The 20,007-nt window shown below is 67.3% G+C and carries 16 protein-coding genes; 7 read left to right on the top strand and 9 right to left on the bottom strand.

Going from position 1 to position 20,007, the window contains the following annotated elements; genetic code table 11:
• The first annotated feature begins 8 nt into the window (after positions 1 to 8).
• On the top strand, positions 9 to 542 hold the full coding sequence (locus tag YM304_RS06070; protein WP_015440773.1) for a GNAT family N-acetyltransferase: 534 nt from the start codon (positions 9 to 11) through the stop codon (positions 540 to 542).
• 25 nt (positions 543 to 567) lie between these two features.
• Positions 568 to 1,401, top strand: a complete 834-nt coding sequence (gene surE / locus YM304_RS06065; protein WP_015440772.1) for a 5'/3'-nucleotidase SurE — start codon at positions 568 to 570, stop codon at positions 1,399 to 1,401.
• A 1-nt stretch (position 1,402) separates the two neighbouring features.
• Here surE and YM304_RS06060 read toward each other — a convergent pair whose 3' ends face one another.
• Positions 1,403 to 1,660, bottom strand: coding sequence for a hypothetical protein (locus tag YM304_RS06060; RefSeq protein ID WP_154723327.1), 258 nt, complete (start codon positions 1,658 to 1,660; stop codon positions 1,403 to 1,405).
• A 49-nt stretch (positions 1,661 to 1,709) separates the two neighbouring features.
• On the opposite strand from YM304_RS06060, the gene YM304_RS06055 reads away from it, so the two are divergent.
• Complete coding sequence (locus tag YM304_RS06055) at positions 1,710 to 2,117, top strand: ester cyclase (protein WP_015440770.1); 408 nt, start codon at positions 1,710 to 1,712, stop codon at positions 2,115 to 2,117.
• Positions 2,118 to 2,150: 33 nt separating this feature from the next.
• Here the strand turns inward: YM304_RS06055 and YM304_RS06050 are convergent, their stop codons facing one another.
• Entirely contained in the window at positions 2,151 to 3,581 is a 1,431-nt protein-coding gene (locus YM304_RS06050; protein ID WP_015440769.1) for a DUF3179 domain-containing (seleno)protein, read from the bottom strand.
• A 100-nt stretch (positions 3,582 to 3,681) separates the two neighbouring features.
• Between YM304_RS06050 and msrB the strand changes: the two genes are divergently transcribed.
• Both msrB and YM304_RS06040 read left to right on the top strand, forming a co-directional pair.
• Entirely contained in the window at positions 3,682 to 4,089 is a 408-nt protein-coding gene (msrB, locus tag YM304_RS06045; protein ID WP_015440768.1) for a peptide-methionine (R)-S-oxide reductase MsrB, read from the top strand.
• An 89-nt stretch (positions 4,090 to 4,178) separates the two neighbouring features.
• Positions 4,179 to 4,976, top strand: a complete 798-nt coding sequence (locus YM304_RS06040; RefSeq protein ID WP_015440767.1) for an isocitrate lyase/PEP mutase family protein — start codon at positions 4,179 to 4,181, stop codon at positions 4,974 to 4,976.
• 6 nt (positions 4,977 to 4,982) lie between these two features.
• On the opposite strand, the gene YM304_RS06035 is transcribed toward YM304_RS06040, so the two are convergent.
• Positions 4,983 to 5,522, bottom strand: a complete 540-nt coding sequence (locus YM304_RS06035) for a hypothetical protein (RefSeq protein WP_015440766.1) — start codon at positions 5,520 to 5,522, stop codon at positions 4,983 to 4,985.
• Between the two features lie 93 nt (positions 5,523 to 5,615).
• Between YM304_RS06035 and YM304_RS06030 the strand changes: the two genes are divergently transcribed.
• A complete protein-coding gene (locus tag YM304_RS06030; RefSeq protein ID WP_015440765.1) occupies positions 5,616 to 6,521 on the top strand; it encodes an MBL fold metallo-hydrolase in 906 nt (301 codons plus the stop codon).
• A gap of 163 nt (positions 6,522 to 6,684) precedes the next feature.
• Here YM304_RS06030 and YM304_RS06025 read toward each other — a convergent pair whose 3' ends face one another.
• The 4 genes from YM304_RS06025 to YM304_RS25280 form a co-directional block, all read right to left on the bottom strand.
• Positions 6,685 to 8,049 carry a M20/M25/M40 family metallo-hydrolase gene (locus YM304_RS06025; RefSeq protein ID WP_015440764.1) on the bottom strand — a complete coding sequence of 455 codons (1,365 nt, stop codon included), beginning with the start codon at positions 8,047 to 8,049 and terminating at the stop codon, positions 6,685 to 6,687.
• A 73-nt stretch (positions 8,050 to 8,122) separates the two neighbouring features.
• A complete protein-coding gene (locus tag YM304_RS06020) occupies positions 8,123 to 8,962 on the bottom strand; it encodes a lipase family protein (protein ID WP_015440763.1) in 840 nt (279 codons plus the stop codon).
• On the bottom strand, positions 8,962 to 12,756 hold the full coding sequence (gene hrpA, locus YM304_RS06015) for an ATP-dependent RNA helicase HrpA (RefSeq protein WP_015440762.1): 3,795 nt from the start codon (positions 12,754 to 12,756) through the stop codon (positions 8,962 to 8,964). The genes YM304_RS06020 and hrpA overlap by 1 nt, the downstream gene beginning before the upstream one ends.
• 59 nt (positions 12,757 to 12,815) lie before the next feature.
• A complete protein-coding gene (locus YM304_RS25280) occupies positions 12,816 to 14,747 on the bottom strand; it encodes an LPXTG cell wall anchor domain-containing protein (protein WP_154723326.1) in 1,932 nt (643 codons plus the stop codon).
• Positions 14,748 to 14,919: 172 nt separating this feature from the next.
• Between YM304_RS25280 and YM304_RS06005 the strand changes: the two genes are divergently transcribed.
• Positions 14,920 to 16,359, top strand: a complete 1,440-nt coding sequence (locus YM304_RS06005; protein ID WP_041298055.1) for a DHA2 family efflux MFS transporter permease subunit — start codon at positions 14,920 to 14,922, stop codon at positions 16,357 to 16,359.
• 12 nt (positions 16,360 to 16,371) lie between these two features.
• Here the strand turns inward: YM304_RS06005 and YM304_RS06000 are convergent, their stop codons facing one another.
• Together YM304_RS06000 and YM304_RS05995 are read right to left on the bottom strand one after the other, a co-directional pair.
• Positions 16,372 to 18,249, bottom strand: a complete 1,878-nt coding sequence (locus YM304_RS06000; protein WP_015440759.1) for an ABC transporter ATP-binding protein — start codon at positions 18,247 to 18,249, stop codon at positions 16,372 to 16,374.
• Positions 18,246 to 19,982 carry an ABC transporter ATP-binding protein gene (locus YM304_RS05995; protein ID WP_015440758.1) on the bottom strand — a complete coding sequence of 579 codons (1,737 nt, stop codon included), beginning with the start codon at positions 19,980 to 19,982 and terminating at the stop codon, positions 18,246 to 18,248. The genes YM304_RS06000 and YM304_RS05995 overlap by 4 nt, the downstream gene beginning before the upstream one ends.
• Positions 19,983 to 20,007: the final 25 nt, after the last annotated feature.

Here is a 20,007-nt window from a genome sequence, read left to right as displayed (position 1 = left end):
ATGAGCCGATGACGATCGAGATCCGCGATGCGGCGCACGACGACCTCGAGAAGATCACCGACATCTTCAATCAGGCGATCCCGGCGGGCAACGCCGAGTGGACCGAGCAACTGCACTCGGTCGACGAGCGACTCGACTGGTGGCGAGGCCGCGTCGCATCCGGTCGTCCGGTGTTCGTGGCCGTCCGCACCGACGGCACGACGCCCGAGGTGATCGGCGTCGCGAGCTACGGCGACTTCCGCGACAGCACGTGCCGCGAGGGCTTCCGCTTCACGGCCGAGCACTCCGTTTACCTCGACGAGTCGGCGAAGGGATCGGGCGCCGCCGACCTCTTGATGGACGCGTTGGAGGCGCACGCGCGCCACGCGGGGATCCGCATGATGCTCGCCACGATCGACGGCACGAACGAGCCATCGATCCGTTTCCACGCTCGCCGTGGCTATGTGGAAACCGGCCGTTTACCCGCCGTTGGCTACACGTTCAGCCAGTGGCGAGATTTTGTCATCATGCAGCTCGATCTCGGTCACGAACTGTCGATTTGACGCGACGAACTGGCAGGATGCGCTCATGCGGATTCTGGTGACCAACGACGACGGCATCGACTCGGTGGGGCTCCACGTCCTGGTCCGAGCCATGTGCGACCTGCGCGGCGATCACGAGATCGTGGTCGTCGCCCCCGACACCGAGTACTCCGGTGCGGGCGCGGCGCTCGGTGCGCTGTTCCAGATCCAGCCCGAGATCGTGCGGGCCTCGATCCCCGACTGCGACGCCGAAGCGTGGACCGTCAACGGCCCGCCCGGACTCTGCGTCATGTTCTCGCGTCTCGGCGCGTTCGGCGGTCCGTTCGACCTGATCGTGTCGGGTATCAACCCGGGGGCGAACGTGGGCCGAGCGGTGTACCACTCGGGCACGATCGGCGCCTGCCTCACCGGCCGCAACGGTCACGTGTCGGGCATCGCCGTGAGCCAGGCGGTGAGCGGCTGGGGCGTCGAGGGCCAGGCGTGGTCCGACCTCATCTTGAACCAGCAGTGGGAGTCGGCCGCCGAGTGCGCCAAGGTCATGGCGCAGTCGCTGGTCGACGACATGCCGTCCGAGACCGTGATCGTCAACCTCAACGTGCCCGACCTGCCGATCGACGAGATCAAGGGATGGCGTCACGCGGAGATCGGGCTGCAACCGCCGCGCTCGGTCGCCACCGCCGAACTCGAACCGATCGAGGGTCGCGTCGGTGCCTTCAAGGTCACGATGCAGTGGGGCGAGAAGCTCGACCTGCCGTCGGAGACCGACGCCGGGACGGTCGAAGAGGGCTTCGTGTCGGTGAGCTACCTGTCGCGCATCGAGCACGAGGATCGCCCCGACGTCGCCCACGCCGACAAGGCGTTGGCCGCGCTGCTCGACTGATTCAGACGTCCGACTCAGGCGTCGCGATCGTCGTCGTCGACGTCGGTGTCGTGACCGCCGGCTGGTCGGTGCCGCCGGTGCTCACCACGGTGGCTGCGCCGAAGCCCAGCACCGTCAGCAGCCCGACGATCGTCACCAGTCGCCTCCGGCCACGATGATGACCTGCGCCGGCGGCGGCATCGGGCAGGTGATCGTCTCGCCACCATTCGGTGTCGTCGACTTCGGGGTCCCAGTCGGTCGATGTGTCGTCGTGAGTCACAGCACCGCCATTGGAACACACGCGCGGGCACCGGATACGGTCACGATCGATGTACACCCCGATCAACGTCGCCACCGGATACCTCGAAGCGTTCACTCGGAGCGACCCCGACGAGATCGCCGGCTTCGTCGCCGAAGGCTTCCGCAACGAGCACATGAGCGAACTCGGATCGGGCTGCTGCGGACGTGAGGAGTACCGGCGGCGACTCCCCCACTTCATGGCGACGTTCACCGATCGGAAGTACTCGGTGCAAGACATCGTCGAGATGAAGCGCCAGGCCACGACCGAGGTCGTCGTGAAGTACCAGTTCCAGGCGACCCACGCCGACACCGACTGCCGCATCGAGATCCCCGGCACCATGTGGTTCAGCATCGCCGACGGTCAGATTTTGCAGCGCACCGACACCTGGGACTCGCTCACGTTCCTGCGCCAGATCGGCGCCGACCCGACCGCCTGACATCACCTGGCCCCGCCGCCCGGCCCCGGCCGGTCACCGTTCCCACAGGAGCGTGTCGGGATGGAACTGGCTCCACGCGAACCAGAAGGCCTCGTGGGCAGCGATCGGCTCACCGCTGTCGGCGTCGACGGCGACGAGCCCGCCGCCCGATGACCGGAGTGCGACCCCCGCGAGCACGACGTCGTCGCCCTCGTCGAGCGCCGCCTTGGCAGCACTCGACGAGAACGCGAGCGGGGTTCCGTCGGCGGTGATCACGCCGACGACGAGTTCTTGCAGGTCGAGGCGAGCGTCGGCATCGCCGATCGGGAAGATCGGTCCGTCGTCGTCGCGTCCGCCGAGCGGGTCGAGTTGGTAGCTGCGACCGATCCCGCCGTCCTCGGCGATGATGCGCGTGTCGGGATGCTCGGCACGCCAGTCGTCCCAGGTGGTGCGCACCACCGTGGTCTCCTCCAGCATCACGTCGGCCTCTTGCAAGGGGCCAGACACCGCATCTCCGGTGAACGTGTCGAAGACCGACTGGGTGGTGAGTTCGTACATCACCTTGTTCGACCGGACGAGGAGGCCGGAGGTGCGCAGCACCCCCGGCTCGTCGAGCGTGTCGATCGTGTCGGTGAAGTACGCCTGTGCCGACCCGCACAGCGTGCAGTACGGGATGCCGAGTCGACGCCCGCCGAGCGTGAGGTTGAACATCTCGTGGATCTCGGCGATGTTGAGCGGGATCGCGAGCGCGTCACCGTCGAGTTCGATGCCGAAGACGATGCGCTCGCCGGGGTACCAGCTTCCGCCGGCGGCGTCGGTGGTCGCCGGGTCGTCGAGCGCCGGGATGCACCCTCCCGGGCAGTTGTTGTTCGCGCCGAGCGGGCGATCGTCGATGAACACGCCGCCCCAGCTCAGGTGCCGCCAGTCGATCTCGGCGTCGGCATCGTCGAAGAACGGCTCCCAGCCCTCCTCCAGCAGCGTGAACACGCCGCCCTTGTCGGCCTGGTAGCGGGGATAGTCGGGCGTGTCCCAGGCGATGAGATGGTTGGTGACGCTCATCCAGGGGCTGCGGGCAGCGTCGGGGTCGTCGTCGATCGCAACACCGGTCAGGGTCTCGAACGAGTCGACCAGCACCTCGGCGTCGTCACCTCCGAAGAAACGCAGCAGGTCGGCGACGAACCACGCGTACCGCGCATCGCCGACGCCGTTCAGTTCGGTGACGCCACCGGCGTCGAAGAAGCCGTTCTCCACGCCCTCGACGAGGCGAGCGATGGCGGCGTCGGCCTCGGGGTTGGGTTCGGTGGCAACGGGCGTCGCCGGCGGGTCGGGGTAGACGAATCGACTCGGCGCCGCAGCGACCGTCGTGTCGATGGGTTGTACCGCCGTGTCGGTGACGGTGTTGTCGCTGGTGGAGCCGCCTCCCGACGTGCATGCGGTCACGGTCATCGATGCGGCGAGCGTGACGGAAGCAACGGAGCGTCTCATGGCTGCGAGCGTACGAATCGGTCGATAGCCGCCTGCGAACACCCCGCACAACAACCCCGAAACACGAGCGAAGGGCCGTCGACTGCGGCAAGCTGTATCCATGAGTGACACGAGCATCCCCACCGACGCCGAGCTCCGCGAGCGCCTCACCCCCGAGCAGTACGAAGTGACCCAGAACGCCGGCACCGAACGACCGTTCACCGGCATCTACCACGACACCAAAGAGCAGGGGATGTATCACTGCATCGTCTGTGACGAGGTGCTGTTCTCCTCCGACACCAAGTACGACTCGGGTTCGGGTTGGCCGTCGTTCACCGATGCCGTCGACCCCGAGAAGGTCACGGTCCGCGAAGACCGCTCGCACGGCATGGTGCGCACCGAAGCGGTGTGTGCGAACTGCGGCGCGCACCTCGGTCACGTCTTCCCCGACGGGCCCGGTCCGTCGGGAACTCGGTTCTGCATGAACTCAGCGAGCCTCGACCTGAAGCAGGACGACGCCGACGCCTGACCGTGGTGCGGTGGTGGCGTGGCGGCGTGGTGGCGTCGACACCCGATTTCCGCCAGACACGCTGACCGAGCGGGAGTAGACACGGGGGCATGACTCGTGCTTCCGACCTCCGCTCCCGGTTCCTCGAACTGCATCATGCCGACGAGATCCTCGTCATGCCGAACCCGTTCGACGTCGGGTCGGCGAAGTTGCTGGCCGAGGTGGGCGCCCGGGCACTCGCCACGACCAGCTCGGGTCACGCCGCCACGATGGGTCGCCTCGACCAGCACGTCACCCGAGACGAAGTGCTCGCGCACGCCGAGGTGATGGCGGCGGCCACCGGTCTGCCGCTGAACGTCGACAGCGAGGACTGTTTCGCCGACACGCCCGATGGCGTCGCCGACACGGCACGGTTGCTGGCGCACACCGACGCGGCCGGCTTCTCGATCGAGGACTACGACCCGCGCGTGGCTCGCGTTCGTCCGGTCGCCGACGCTGCCGAGCGAGTCGCCGCGGCGAAGTCGGGCGGTGCCGATCTGGTCCTCACCGCGCGTGCCGAGAACCACCTGTACGGGGCCGGCGATCTCGACGACACGATCGCTCGCCTCGTCGCGTATCGCGACGCCGGTGCCGATGTGCTGTACGCCCCCGGCCTGATGACGCCCGGCGAGATCGAGCGGGTGGTCGCGGCGGTCGAGGCGCCGGTCAACGTGCTCGCGTTGCCGGGCACGCCGACGATTCCAGAGCTTGCGGCACTCGGTGTGGCGCGGGTCTCGGTCGGCAGCCTGACGGCGTGGGCGGCCTACGGCGCGGTCGTCGACATGGCGACCGAACTGTTCGGTGCCGGCACGAGCACGTATGCCGAACGAGCCCTGCCGGGGTCGATCCGCGACGCCGCGTTCGGTTGAGCGAACTCAGTTCGCGAGTTCGAGGTCGCCGGTGAGTTCGTCGGTCGTGATTCCCGGCAGCGTGATCGAGACCGCATCGGCCGTTCGACCGCTGGTGAAGATCAGGTCGTAGGGCTCGGCGTCGGTTCCTTCGAGGTTCAACTCGACACCGAACGAGCAGGTGATCGCTGCCACACGGCCCTCGTCATCGAGCACGATCTCGTCGACCACGCCCGGCCCGGTGAGACTCTCGATGAGTTCTTGCTCCTCCCGGAAGAGGTCGACCCGTGAGCTCTCGACGGCGGTGCCGGCGCCCTGGTCGCCGCCGCACAGCGAGCCGACTCGCGTGTCTTCGGTGATGAAGAACGGCGACTCGTTCAGCGTCACGACCATTGTGACGTCGGTGGTTCCGTTCGGGCCAACGGCTTCGACGGCCGGAGGTTCGGTGGTGGCGACGGTCGTGTCGCTGGCGTCGGAACCGCCGCTGCACCCGGCGAGTGCGGCGATCGTGAGCGCGCAGGCGATCGCCGAGCGTCGGCGGGCGCGTGCAGGGGGCGTGGGTTGCATGTCTCGATTATCGGCCGAATCGCGTCGCGACTGAAGGCATGGTCGGAATCGGCGTGTCGTCGCGCTGGCGTTCGGTGCGCCAGACTCGATGGCGTGATCGCAGACTGGGGCGCCGACGAACGCAGACTGACCAATGACATCAGCGTGCTCGTGGGGGCGAACAAGGGCGGGTATCCGTCCGGCAACTCGTTGCTGATCCGTGGGGCCGGCGAAACGGTTCTGATCGACCCGTCGATCGACGTCGTGGCTCGGGGCGGGGCGCCGGTGCCGATCGATGCGGTGATCAACAGCCACAGCCACGAAGACCATGTGGCGGGCAACGGCTTCTTCGCCGACGCTCGGGTGCACGTGCATCACGACGACCTTCCCGGCGTCACGTCGATGGACGGGCTGATGGCGGTCTACGGGCTCGACGGCGAGGCTCGGCGCGTGTTCGAACAGCAGGTCTACGACGAGTTCCACTACACGCCCCGGCCGGATGCCCAGGGCTTCGGTGACGGTCACGTCTTCGATCTCGGTGGCGGGACGACGGTGGAGGCGGTGCATCTGCCGGGTCACACTCGTGGCCACAGCGGGTTCAGGATGAACGGGGTGTTCTTCCTCTCCGACATCGATCTGACCGGGTTCGGCCCGTACTACGGCGACGTGTGGAGCGACCTCGAACAGTTCGAGGAGAGCCTGGTGCGCGTGCGGGAGGAGGAAGCGGAGTTCTACGTCACGTTCCACCACAAGGGTGTGATCGAGGGTCGCGAGACGTTTCTCCAGATGCTCGACGGGTTCCACGCGGTGATCGGTCGGCGCCATGCCGCGATGCTCGATTTCTTGAGCGAACCGCGTTCGATCGCCGAGATGGCCGAGCACCGGTTCATCTACCGTCCGCACGTCGAAATGCCGTTCCTGGTGTCGGTCGAGACCCGCAGCGCCGAGATGCACGTCGCCCGCATGCTCCACCGAGGCGAAGCCCAAGAAGTCGCCCCCGCCCGATACCAAGCCACCTGAACCGCGGTCGATCACATCGCTCCCGGAGCCACCTCACCAACGTCAAAGAGTCAGCTTGCTGAGGCTGCTCAGGGGCGCCGAGGGCAAGGCGCGTGACGAGGACGTGTACTGGGCCGTACACGACGAGTTCACGGAACGCAGCCATCGGCGTTCCTGTGCGGCCTCAGGTGAGGAGGTCGGTGGCGGTGTGGAGCCAGAGGCGGGTGGTGAGGGCGAGCGACTCGACGTCGATGCGTTCGTTGTGGCCGTGGAAGCGGCTGCCGAACTCCCCGGCGTCGAGTGACGGGCTGAACAGCCCGGCCCCGTAGGCCACGGCGCCCATCTCGCGGTAGATGCGCGCGTCGGTGAACCCGACGACCAATTGCGGGGTGAGGCGGGCGGTGGGGAACGGCACGTTGACGGCCTTGGCGATCGAGTCCCACAGCGGCGTGTCGACGCGGCTCGTCGATGCCGGGTCGTCGATGATGATCTCGACCTCGACGTGGTCGGCGAGGTCGCCGAGTGCATCACGCAGGTGGGCGTCGACCTCCTCGGGGCCGTCGCCGGGGAGCGTGCGGATGTCGACGTTGATCTCGACGTGGTCGGGGATCACGTTGGTCTTCATGTGTCCGCCGTCGAGGAGGTTGGGCGAGAACGTGGTGTGCGTGCAGGCGTGCAGGTGCGCGGCAGCGGGCGCCGACGGCAGGTCGTCGAGGAACTGGTCGATGGCCGATTCGTCGAGCAGGAGCTGCTTCATGTCGTCGGGCAGGCCGAGCGTGTCGACCCGAGTTCGCCAGAGTTCGGTGAAGCGCGGTGCCGGGCGGTAGTCGGCGAGACGCTGCACGACGCCTGCTGCCTTGATCAGTGCGTTGTCTTTGCGGAACGGCATGGAGCCGTGGCCGGGTTCGCCGCGCACGGTGAGCTTGCGCCAGGCGACGCCCTTCTCGGCGACGTTGACCCCGACGTACGGGGCGTCGGACGGACCGGAGTGGAGGCCGCCGTTCTCGGTGAGCACGTAGTCGGCGCGGATCGCGTCGGGATGGTTGTCGGCCATCCAGCGGGCCCCGTGCGCGCTCCCCGACTCCTCATCGGCGACACCGAAGTAGACGAGATCGCCGGTCGGTCGGAATCGCCCGGCTGCGGCCTCGCGGGCCAGTTCGCGGAACGCAACGGCCATCGACGCGGTGAGGTTGAGCATGTCGACCGCGCCGCGCCCCCACACCTCACCGTCGATGAGTTCGCCACCGAACGGGTCGTTGACCCATCCCTCCGGGTGGACCGGCACCACGTCGGTGTGCCCCATCAGGCACAGGCTCGGTGCGTCGGGATCGGACCCGGCGATGCGGCCGACGATCGACGCTCGACCCTCGACGGGCTCGAAGCGTTCGACGTCGACGCCGGGCACGGAGATGATCTGCTGCAACACGTCGGCGTTGCGTGATTCGAAGCCGGACTCGCGAGTGCCGTCGTTGACGCACTCGTTGCGGATCATCGTCTGGAGGAGCTCGACGGTCTCGTCGGTGAGTCGACCGAGCTGGGTGTCGTCCATCGACCCAGCTTCGCACAACGGCGTTTTACCCCTGGAAGCGGTCACCGGTGACGGATCTGCGGGGCAAAACGAGTCAGCGGTTGGTGGCGCGGCGGAGTGCCGTGACGTAGCCGGCGATGGCGTGGTCGGAGAAGTGGTCGAACTTGCGTTGCTTCAACCCCGCCCAGAAGCCGGCCGATCGGTCGGCGGCGCGCTTGCTCTTCGACATGCGGTTCACCTCGCCGTGACGGTCGATGTAGTGCAGCACGCCGGTGTGCCGGTACCGCAGCCATCGGGGCGGCACCCGGGTGACGACGTCGTTGTTGTTGACCCAGCGGACGTGGCGGACGTTGGCGTGCTGGATGTAGCGCTTGGTGCCGACTCGTGGGCTCCCGAACGTGGTGACCGAGCGGGGCACGGCGGCGATGTCGGACAGTTGGCACCGTCCGGCACAGATCTGGGCCATGGCCCCGCCGAGCGAGTGGCCGCAGAACCACACGTCACGCGATTCGTCGCGCAGCGTCTCTTCGAGCGTGGGCCAGATGTCGTCGACCTCTCGCTTGAAGCCGCGGTGCACGCGACCGACCGTTTCGGCGAGGTCGGTGAAGGCGTTGGCATCGGCCTTGATGTCGTTCCACTCGTTGGGTTCGGTGCCCCGGCAGGCGACGACCACATCGGTCTCGGTCGAGAGTTCGTAGGCCTGGGAGCCGTCTTTCTCGATGTAGCGAACGTCGGTGAAGCCGACCTTCTCGAAGACGGGCGTCGCCTCGGAATCGGGCAGGTAGGCCAGCATCGAGATCTCGGCAAACAGCAGTGACTGCTCGATGGGGCTCAGCCGATGGATCGCCGAGTCGATCTTCGACGCGATGTCGATCTCGGACGCGACCTTGAGTGAGATCGGATCCGGGTTGCGGACGCCGGTGCGCTTGCTCATCAGGCCCCGATCGTAGCGAGACGTTGGGCGACCTTCTTGGGGCTGACCTTGCCGCGCGTCCCGACCGGTTGGGCGAAGATCTGTACCCGCAGTTCCTCGAGCAGCCAGCGCACTTCGGCGACCTCGGCGGTCGCTGCACCGGGTGGCAATCGGTCGACGAACGAGGCGAATCGTTGCTCCAGCGGCAGGATCTCGAGCATGCGCTGCTGATCGCGCGCCGCGGCGCCGGCGAGGTGTTCGAGGCGATACGAGATCGCCCGGACGTATCGCTCGACGTCGTCGAGGCGGTCGACGCCGTGCGCCGAGACGAAGCCGGGTCGTACGAGGCGACCGACGTGCATGTTGGCATCGTCGACCGACGATCGGACGGCGGGGGCGCGCAGATCGGCGAGTCGCTGGCTCACCGTGTTGGCGGCGGCCACCACGGCGACGGCCTTGCCGAGTGCCACACCGGCGCGGTTGGCCGCCTTGGCCTTGACCTCGGCTCGGAGTTCGCGGAAACCCGACTCGGTGAACGGCACGACGCCGTGCTCGGCCATGAGCTGATCGACGGCCGCGGCGATGCAGTCGTCGACGAGTGTCGACACGTCGATGTCGGCACCGGTGAGCGCGAACCGACCGGCCGTGGTCACGAGCCGTTCGATCGACGCACGGGTCGGCGCTCCGTCGAGCAGCAGGAGTCGTCGGACGCCGCCCTTCATCGCCCGCTCCTGGAGTTCGGGCGTGGTGACGACGCGCAGCGCCACGCTGTCGCCCACGTCGAGCAACGTCGGATAGGCCCGAACGTCGAAGCCGCGGTCGCTCGACTCCACCACCCGAGGGATGTCGCCGACATCCCAGGAGGTGATGCCCCGCCGTTCCTCGATCGGCGCGGCTGCGGCGACCGACTCCCGGGTGGCGCTGACGAGACGGGCCTTGATCGCGGCCAGGTCGGTGCCGACGTCGTGGACCTCGCCGGCGTCGTCGGACACGACGATGTTGAGCCGGAGGTGCGGGTCGAGCACCGTGGGGTCGAAATCGGCACCGCTGACGCGCACGTCGGAGATCTCGCTGACGATCTCGGCGAGCCGATCGACGAGGCGGCCGTTCGGCGCGCCGAGTCGGTCGAGGACCAGGTCGACGGTGTCGTTGAACGGCACCAGTTCGCGTCGGATCGGCTTGGGCAGTGACCGCATGAGCTGTTCGACGACGTCGTCACGATTGCCCGGCACGTGCCAGTCGAAGCCGTCGTCGGTGATCTGGTTGAGCCCGGAGAGTGGCAGGTGCACGGTGACGCCGTCGAGCGGTTCGCCCGGTGCGTACCGGTACGTCAGCGGCAGTTCGATGTCGCCCTGTCGCCACACGTCGGGGAACGACTCGGTCACGCCCAGCGCGCCGCCGGCTCCGCCACTGCCGGAGAGCAGTCGTGCGAGCGCTCGGTCGGTGAGGTCGAGCAGCTTGCCGTCCTTCTGGCGTTCCTGCTTCCACCACCGGTCGAAGTGCTGTGCGCTCGTGACGTCGTCGTCGATGCGTTCGTCGTAGAAGTCGAACAGCGTCTGGTCGTCGAGGAGTTCGACACCGCGCATGCGAGCGCTCATCGAACTGACGCGGCGCCTGACCCCGTCGTTGAACTCGAAGAAGCGATGCTTGTTCGACCAGTGTTCGGCCACGTCACCTTCGACGAACGCCTTCGTGATGAACCAGGCCCGCGCCGCGTCGGGGTCGACGCGATCGAGTCCGATCAGGCGGTCGCTCACGAGCGGCAGCCCGTAGAGCGTCACCTGTTCGGTCACCACCGCTCGGCCGCCCTTCGGGTCCCAACGCGGCTCGCCGTACGAGCGCTTGACGAGGTGCGCGCCTGCTTTCTCGGCCCAGCGCGGATCGATCTCGGCGACTCGGCGGGCGTAGATCTGGTTGGTCTCGACGAGCTCGGCGGCCATCACCCAGTCGGGCGGCTTCTTCGTGAGCACCGAGCCGGGGGCGATGACGAACTCGGCCTGCCGTGCGCCCTTGAACGCCCGGCGGTCGCGGTCTCGCATGCCGACGTGGGAGAGCAGCCCGGCGAGCAGCGCCTGATGGATGTGGTCGGGATGCGCTTCGGCGTTCTTGATCTTCACACCGGCGGCGCGTTTGAGTTGGCTGTGCAGGTCCATCCACTCGCGGAGACGCAGGAAGTGGATGAACTCGCTGCGGCACATCCGCCGGAACTGGTTGCCCGACAGTTCGCGCTGCTTCTCTCGCGTGTAGTCCCAGAGTTTCACCAGCGACAGCAGGTCGGAGCCCTTGACCTTGAAGCGGTTGTGCATCTCGGCGGCCTGTTCGCGCTTGTCGTCGGGGCGCTCGCGGACGTCTTGGATCGACAACGCCGACACGATGATGAGCACCTCGCGAACGCAGTTGAGGCGCTCCGCCTCGATGACCATGCGCGCCAACCGCGGGTCGACGGGGAGCCGAGCGAGCCGCTGCCCGATCTTGGTCAGCCGCACCGTGTTGCCGTCACCGGACGGCGACGGGCGGGTGCGGATCGCGCCGAGTTCGTCGAGCAGCATCTCGCCGTCACGGATCGAACGATGGTCGGGCGGCTCGACGAACGGGAACCGTGCGATGTCGCCGAGGCCGATGTTGGCCATCTGCAAGATGACCGAGCCGAGGTTGGTGCGCAGGATCTCGGGTTCGGTGAAGTCGGGGCGTTCCTCGAAGTTCTCCTCCGAGTAGAGCCGGATGCAGATGCCGGGGGCGACGCGACCGCAACGCCCGGCGCGCTGGTTGGCCGACGCCTTCGACACCTCCTCGATCGGGAGTCGCTGCACCTTGAGGCGCCGCGAGTACCGCGAGATACGTGCGGTGCCGGCATCGATCACGTAGCGCACGCCGGGCACCGTGATCGAGGTCTCGGCGACGTTGGTGGAGAGCACGATGCGTCGACCGGCGTGCGGCTTCCAGATGCGCTGTTGCTCCTGCGACGAGAGCCGGGCGTACAACGGGAGGACTTCGAGGCTCGGCTCGTCGAGACGTTTGAGCGCATCGGCGGCGTCGTGGATCTCCCGCTCCCCCGACAGGAACACGAGCACGTCGCCGTCGCCTTCCGACTTCAGTTCCTTGCACGCGTCGACGATCGCGTCGACCTGGTCGCGCCGGTCGTGCTCGTCGTCGGGGTTGTCGGCGCCGAACGGGCGGTAGCGCGTTTCGACGGGGAAGGTGCGTCCCGACACCGTGACGATGGGGGCGGGTTCACCGTCGTCGCTCGCGAAGTGCTCGGCGAACCGCTCGGTGTCGATGGTCGCCGAGGTCACGATCACCTTGAGGTCGCGCCGGCGCGGCAGCAACTGCTTCAGGTAGCCGAGGATGAAGTCGATGTTGAGGCTGCGCTCGTGCGCCTCGTCGATGATCAAGGTGTCGTAGCGGCTCAACATCCGGTCGCGTTGGATCTCGGCGAGCAGGATGCCGTCGGTCATGACTCTGACGAGCGTGCCGTCGCTGATGTTGTCGTTGAACCGGACGGAGTAGCCGACGTCGGCGCCGAGTTCGGAGCCGATCTCGTCGGCGATGCGTTCGGCGATGGTCCGCGCCGCGACGCGTCGGGGTTGGGTGTGGCCGATCACGCCGTCGGCACCGCGTCCCGCCTCGATGCAGAGCTTCGGGATCTGGGTGCTCTTTCCCGAGCCGGTCTCGCCGGCGACGATCACGACCTGGTGATCTCGGATGATCTCGAGGAGTTCGTCGTGTCGCTCGGTGATCGGAAGCGACTCGGGGTAGCGCAAGCGACCCGTGTCGAGGATCGCCGCAGCAGCGGCAGCGCGTTCGGTGGTCTCCATTCCGCTCAACAGGATGGCGGCCGCCGCGTGGTTTGCGTCAGTCGGTTTCGTTCAACGCGTCACCAGCGCATGTTGCTACGGCGTCGAGCGGCCATCATCGCCCCGGCGCCGAGCACGAGCAGTGCAGCGGCCCACCAGACGACCGATCGGTTCTCGGAACCCGTGGCCGGCAACTGGGTGACCGGCGCCGCGGTCGTCGGCGCAGCGGTCGTCGGCGCAACCGTCGTCGTCGTGGTGGTGGTGGTGGTCGTGGTGGTCGTTGTGGTGGTCGTGGTGGGCGGCGCGGTCTGGGCGGCGATGAGCGTCGCGTTCACGGTGGCTGCCTGCTCGAGCACGAACGACGCGTCGGCGGGATCGAGCGCTTCGCCGGCAACGACGATCGAGATGTCGATCGTGTACTCGTAGCCGTCGGGACCCGACACGCCGAACACGTAGTTGCCAACCGGCAACGTGAACGACGCCGGCGATGCTGCCGACGCCACGAGGGCACCCGGCGTGTCACCGTCGAGTTCGTACACCTCGATGACGAAGTCGCTCGCCTCGGCGTCACCGCCGAACGCGTTGTCGACGGTCAGCGACGCACCGATCGACTGCTCGACATAGGTGAACTCGAGCGCGCAGAGCGTCGCCGGCTCGCTGTAGAGGTCGCTGTCGGGAAGCGGGTGGCTGAGCACGCCGGACCCGTCGATGATCTCGTTGTCGTCGACCTCGATGTCGTAGTCGAGCGGGATGCAATCGACACCGGTCGGGACGTAGCCGTAGTCGGGCACGCTGGCGCCGAGCTGGTAGTCGCCGTCGGGCAGCGCCACGCCGGCGCACGACGACGGGTCGAACGAGAGCAACGGGATGGGGAACGGATCGGGGTACTCGGTCGCGGCCTCGCACAGCGACTCGTCGGGGTCGGTCGCGCTCGCGAGCAGCGATCCGGCGTCGGTGAACACCTCGAGTTCGAAGTCGCTCGGCGATGCGGTGCCGCCGTTGACGATCGCGTCGAGATACAAGGTGGGCGGCGCATCGAGGAAGATGCCGCACCACGCCCCGTACGGATCGCCGAGCTCGGTGGGGGCGACGTCGATCTCGAAGTAGGGGTCGCCTTCGTCGATCACCTCGTCGAAGCCGAACAACACGTTCCAGTTGCGGGGCTGGCAGAACGCTTCGCCGATCTCGTACCCGTCCGGTACCCCGTCGGCTCCGAGGAGATATTCACCCTCGTCGATCTCGCAGTCGAACGACGTGGTCGTCGAGGCGAGTTGCTCGCCACCGAAGAAGAACAACGACCCGCCGACCACGGTCGATCGGTCGGCACAGCTCGCGTCGTCGAGGACGTTCTCGCCGACGATGGTCTCCTCGAACGTGCTCAGGTCCTCCCACGCCTCGATCGACATCTCCGCCTGCGCGTCGAGATGTCCCACTCCGTAGCTGAAGATGTCGACGGTGAGCGGTGCGTCGTCGTACATCTGGACGAAGCAGGTGACCTCCGGATCCTCGCCACTCATCGTGAAATCGGGCTCGGAGAACGGCGACGGCGTCAGGATCTCCGCACCGCCGAACGAGGCGGAACCGGCCAACTCGGCCAACTCGACGCCTCCGCCACCGAACGGACCGAAGAACGGGAAGAACCCGAACTCGTCGGTGCACGCCACCTCGACCTCGACGCCATCGGGGACGCCCGTCAACCCGAGCCGGTACGAGCCGCTGACCAGTTCGCACCCTTCGAACGAGATCGCCAGGGACCCGGACAACGACGAGTCACGCCGGAAGCAGTCGTCGGTCAGCGCCGACCTCATCTCCGAGCCGTACGCATCGGGCGCGACGAGGGGGTACAACTCGAAGTCGACTCCCTCGAGGACGTCGAGCGCGTCGGCCCCGATCATCTGGCTCACCACGATGAACGTGCCCGTGGGCGACTCCTCACCTGCCTCGGCCGGCGAGCCGACACTCAGCGCCACACCGCTCATCGCCATCAACGTCGCGAGTACGACTCGCCTCACCGCTCCACCCATCAACATGCCTCCCGTGCTTGTCGGGACACACCGTAGGCGATCACCAGCGCAGATTCCTGCGATGCCGAACGTAGGCCACGACCGCGGCCACGACCACGACGAGTGACATCGCCGACCACACCAACACCGAACCCGTCATGCGTCCCTCCCAGAACTCGTCGTGATCGACAGTAGCGTCTCGTTAGTGCCGATCGCCTACAAGTACCGCGTCATGGCGGTGTACATCGTCGGACTCGTGATGACCATCATCGACGGCACGATCGTCAACGTGGCCCTGCCCACGCTGGCCCGGGAGTTCGACGTGCCGTCGACCGACATCGAGTGGGTGTCGATCTCGTACCTCCTCGCGCTCGCCTCGGTCATCCCCGTCGCCGGATGGCTCGGCGATCGTTTCGGCACGAAGCGCATGTTCGTGATCTCGCTGGTGTTCTTCGTGTTCGGGTCGCTGCTGTGCGGCATCTCGCAGAGCCTCGAGACGTTGATCGTGTTCCGCGTGGTGCAGGGCATCGGCGGCGGACTCATCACTCCGATCGGCAGCGCGATGCTGTTCCGCGCGTTTCCACTCGAGGAGCGTTCGACGGCGAGCGTCGGCGTGCTCAGCGTGGCGATCGTGGCCCCGGCGGTCGGCCCGGTCCTCGGCGGTGTCATCGTCGACAACATCTCGTGGCACTGGATCTTCCTCGTCAACCTGCCGATCGGCGCCATCGCCCTCCTGCTCGCCCTGCTGTGGCTGAACGAGGAGTCGCAGCCGGCCGCCGGTCGGTTCGACGTCGCCGGTTTCGTCCTGTCGGCGACCGGCGTGTCGCTGCTGATCTACGCGTTGTCGACCGGACCGGAGAAGGGCTGGCTGTCGGGCTCGACGCTGACCGCCGCTGCGATCGGCGCGTGTTCGTTCATCGCGATGGTCGTCGTCGAGCTGCGGGTGCGCGAGCCGATGCTCAAGCTGCGGCTCTACCGCGACCGCCTGTTCCGCTCGGTCAACATCGCGTCGTCGATGATCTACATGGGCTTCTTCGGATGGATCTTCGTCCTGCCGCTCTACATGCAGACGCTGCGCGGGTTCACCGCCACCGAGTCGGGGCTGGCGCAGGCGCCTCAGGCCGCCGCCGTGTTCGTCGTGTCGAACCTGCTCGGCAAGCGGTTGTACCGGGCGGTCGGCCCACGCCGCCTGATGATCGTCGGCTCGGCCGCCACCGCGTTGTTCACGGGGTCGTCGGCACTGTTCGACCTCGACACGCCGATCGGCGTCATCGCCGCCACGGCGTTCATGCGCGGCGCCTCCATCGGCATGGTGTTCGTGTCGATCCAGACCGCCGTCTACGCCACGGTGTCGAACGCCGACACCGGCCGAGCCACCTCGGTGTTCAACACGCAACGCCAGATCTCGTTCGCCACGGGCGTCGCGCTCGCGGCCAGCGTCATCGCCGCCAAGGTGTCGTCGGTCGGGGGTGACGCCGCACCGGCGATCGACCGACTGCCCGCCTACCAGTGGGGCTTCCTGGCGATGGGCATCGTGATGCTGCCCGCCGCGTTCGCCAGCTGGTTCGTCAACGACGACGACGTCGCCGCCACCCGCGGCCTCGCTCCCGCCGCCGGCTAGCCCGACGACGTTCTAGGTCGACTGGCCGGCGAACTGAGCGTTGTGGAGGCGGGCGTATGCGCCGTCGAGCGCGAGCAGTTCGGCGTGGCTGCCCTGCTCGACGATCTTGCCGTCTTCCATCACCAGGATCACGTCGGCGCCACGGATGGTGGAGAGGCGGTGGGCGATGACGAAGCTCGTGCGGTGCGCACGCAGCGCGTTCATCGCCTCCTGGATGAGCACTTCGGTTCGCGTGTCGACCGAGCTCGTCGCTTCGTCGAGGATGAGGATCGACGGGTCGGCGAGGAACGCTCGGGCGATGGTGATGAGCTGCTTCTCCCCCACCGAGATGTTGTCGCCCTCGTCGTTGATGACCGTGTCGTAGCCGTCGGGCAACGAGCGCACGAAACGATCGACGAACGTGACCCGTGCGGCTTCCATGATCTGTTCGTCGGTGGCCGACGGGTTGCCGTAGGCGAGGTTGTCGCGGATGGTGCCGCCGAACAGCCAGGTGTCCTGCAGCACCATGCCGACGCGCCGACGTAGTTCTCGGCGGGGGAACGACGCGATGTCACGACCGTCGAGCAGGATCGCACCCGAATCCAGGTCGTAGAACCGCATGAGCAGGTTGACGAGCGTGGTCTTGCCGGCACCGGTCGGCCCGACGATGGCGATGGTCTGGCCCGGCTCGGCCACCACGTCGAGGCCTTCGATGAGCGGCTTGTCGGGTGAGTACGAGAAGTGGACGTCGTCGAACACGATCCGGCCGCGGATCGGCGGCGGGTCGACGGTGTCGGCCTGTTCGACCGATTCCTCGTCGGCGTCGAGGAGTTCGAGCACCCGTTCGAGCGAGGCGATGCCCGACTGGAACGTGGCGGCCATCGACGCCAGGTGCGTCAACGGGCCGGAGAACTGGCGGGCGTACTGGATCAGTGCCTGCATCTCGCCGATCGACAGTGCTCCACTCGAGATCCGCAGTCCACCGACGACCGCGATGAGCAGGTACTGGATGTTGCCCATGAAGGTCATCATCGGCTGGATGAGACTGGCCATGAACTGCGCTCGGAAGCTCGCCTCGTAGAGGTCGTCGTTCTCGTCGCTGAAGCGCTGCTCGACTTCACGCTGGCGACCGAAGGCCTTGACCACCGCGTGCCCGGTGAACACCTCCTCGGCCTGTGCGTTGAGCGCTCCGGTGTGCCCCCACTGTGCGAGGAACCGCGGCCGCGCCTTGCCGCCGATCAGTTTCATCAGGAACACCGAGGTGGGCACGGTGACGAGCGCAACCGCGGCCATGAGCGGCGAGATGACGAACATCATCACCATCACGCCGATCAGCGTGAGCAGCGACGTGAGGATCTGACTGATCGTCTGTTGGAGGCTCTGCGCCAGGTTGTCGATGTCGTTGGTGACCCGGCTCAGCAGGTCGCCCCGTGGCTGGCTGTCGACGTAGCTGAGCGGCAACCGGTTGAGCTTCTGTTCGACCGACGCGCGCAGGCCGAACATCGAGCGCTGCAGCACGCCGGCGAGCATGTACGCCTGCACGTAGCCGAGCAGCCAGGCCGCAACGTACAAGCCGACGATCAGGAGCAGCTTGGCGTGGAGCGCGCCGAAGTCGATGCCGTCGCCGATCACGCCGCCGACGATCTCGTCGGTGGCCTGGCCGAGCAGGCGCGGTCCGATGACGATCAGCACCACGCTGACGAGCGTGATGGCGAACACGACGAACAGCAGTCGCTTCTCGCGGCCGAGGATCTCGCCGAGGCGCCGAACGCTGTCGCGGAAGTTGTCGCTCCGCTCGGTCGGCATGCCGATGCCACCGCCGGGCCCGAAGCTCGATCGGCGCGCTTCGTTGCCGGTCGTCTTGATCAGTTCGGCTTCGTCGTTGCCCTGGTCTGGCGTGTCGTTGCTCACGAGACCGCTCCTGCGCCCTGCTGCGATTCGACGATCTCGGCGTACGTCGGGCAGTCGGCGATCAACTCGTCGTGGGTGCCCCGCCCGATGATGCGGCCGTCGTCGAGGACCAGGATCTGGTCGGCGTCGGCGATGGTCGACACGCGCTGCGCCACGATCAGCAGCGCCGAATCGACCGTGTGCGGGGCGAGCGCGGCGCGAAGCCGGGCGTCGGTCGAGAGGTCGAGCGCCGAGAACGAGTCGTCGAACACGTAGATCTCGGGTTTCACGACGAGCGCTCGGGCGATCGCCAGGCGTTGGCGTTGCCCGCCCGACACGTTGGAACCGCCCTGCTTGATCTCGCTGTCGAGCTCGTCGGGCATGGCGCGTACGAAGTCGGCTGCCTGCGCGACGTCGAGGGCTTCCCAGAGTTCGTCGTCGGTGGCGTCGGGACGGCCGAAACGCAGGTTGCTCGCCACCGTGCCGGAGAAGAGGTACGACTTCTGCGAGACGTAGCCGATCTTGCCCCACAGCAGATCGAGATCGAGTTCGCGCACGTCGACCCCGTCGATGAGCACGGCGCCGTCGCTGACGTCGAACAGGCGCGGGACGAGGTTGACGAGCGTGGTCTTGCCCGAACCGGTCGACCCGATGATGGCCGTGGTCTGGCCGGCCTCGACGCGGAAGCTGACGTCGGAGAGGACCGCCTTGTCGGCGCCGGCGTACGAGAACCCGACGTTGCGCATCTCGAGCGTGCCCCGCTCGGGCGTGACCGTGACCGGGTTGCTCGGCGCGACGACCGACGATGGCGTGTCGAGCACCTCGACGATGCGGTCGGCTGCGACCGCGGCTCGCGGCACCATCGACGTCATGAAGGTGACCATGACGACGGCGATCAGGATCTGCGCGAGGTAGCTGATGTACGCGATGAGCGACCCGAGTTGCATGTCACCGTCGTCGATCCGGCCGGCACCGATCCACAGGACGCCGATGACCGAGATGTTGATGATCGCGTTGATCGACGGGAACATGAACGCCATGAGGCGGCCGGCTCGCAGAGCCGTGTCGGTCAACTCGTCGTTGGCCTGTTCGAAACGGGCGACCTCTTCGGGTTCACGAACGAACGCGCGAACGACGCGCATGCCGGTGATCTGCTCGCGCAGCACCGAGTTCACCCGGTCGACGCGGATCTGCATGCGCTGGAACGCGGGCACCATGCGGATGACGACCTGACTGAGGATCGCGATGGCGATCGGAATGGCGAACACGAGAACGATCGACAGCCCGACGTCTTCGCGCACGGCCATGATGACGCCGAACGTGAGCATCATCGGCGCGGTGATCATCATCGTGCAGACCGTGACGAGCAGGATCTGCACCTGCTGCACGTCGTTGGTCAGCCGGGTGATCAGCGACGGCGCACCGAACCGGCCGACTTCGCGCGCCGAGTAGCCGGTGACGGTGTGGAAGAGCGCGCCGCGGATGTCACGGCCGAACCCCATCGCGACCTGAGCGCCGAACCAGACCGCTGCGGCGCCGAACACGATCTGCACGATCGAGAAGCCGAGCATGACGGCGCCGGTGGTGAGGATGAACCCGTCGTCGTCGCGCAGCACACCCTTGTCGATGATGTCGGCGTTGAGCGTCGGCAGGATCAGCGAGGCGGCGGTCTGGACCGCCTGCAGCACGACGACCAGCAGCAATCGGTTGCGGTACGGCCCCAGGTGTTGCCGTAACAGTTGCCGCAGATTCACGCTGCGACGCTATCGAGCGCCCCGC

The sequence above is a fragment of the Ilumatobacter coccineus YM16-304 genome, assembly GCF_000348785.1.
Lineage (GTDB): Bacteria > Actinomycetota > Acidimicrobiia > Acidimicrobiales > Ilumatobacteraceae > Ilumatobacter_A > Ilumatobacter_A coccineus.
The sequence above is the reverse complement of the archived record's forward strand: the minus strand, read 5'-3'. Positions and strand labels throughout refer to the sequence as shown.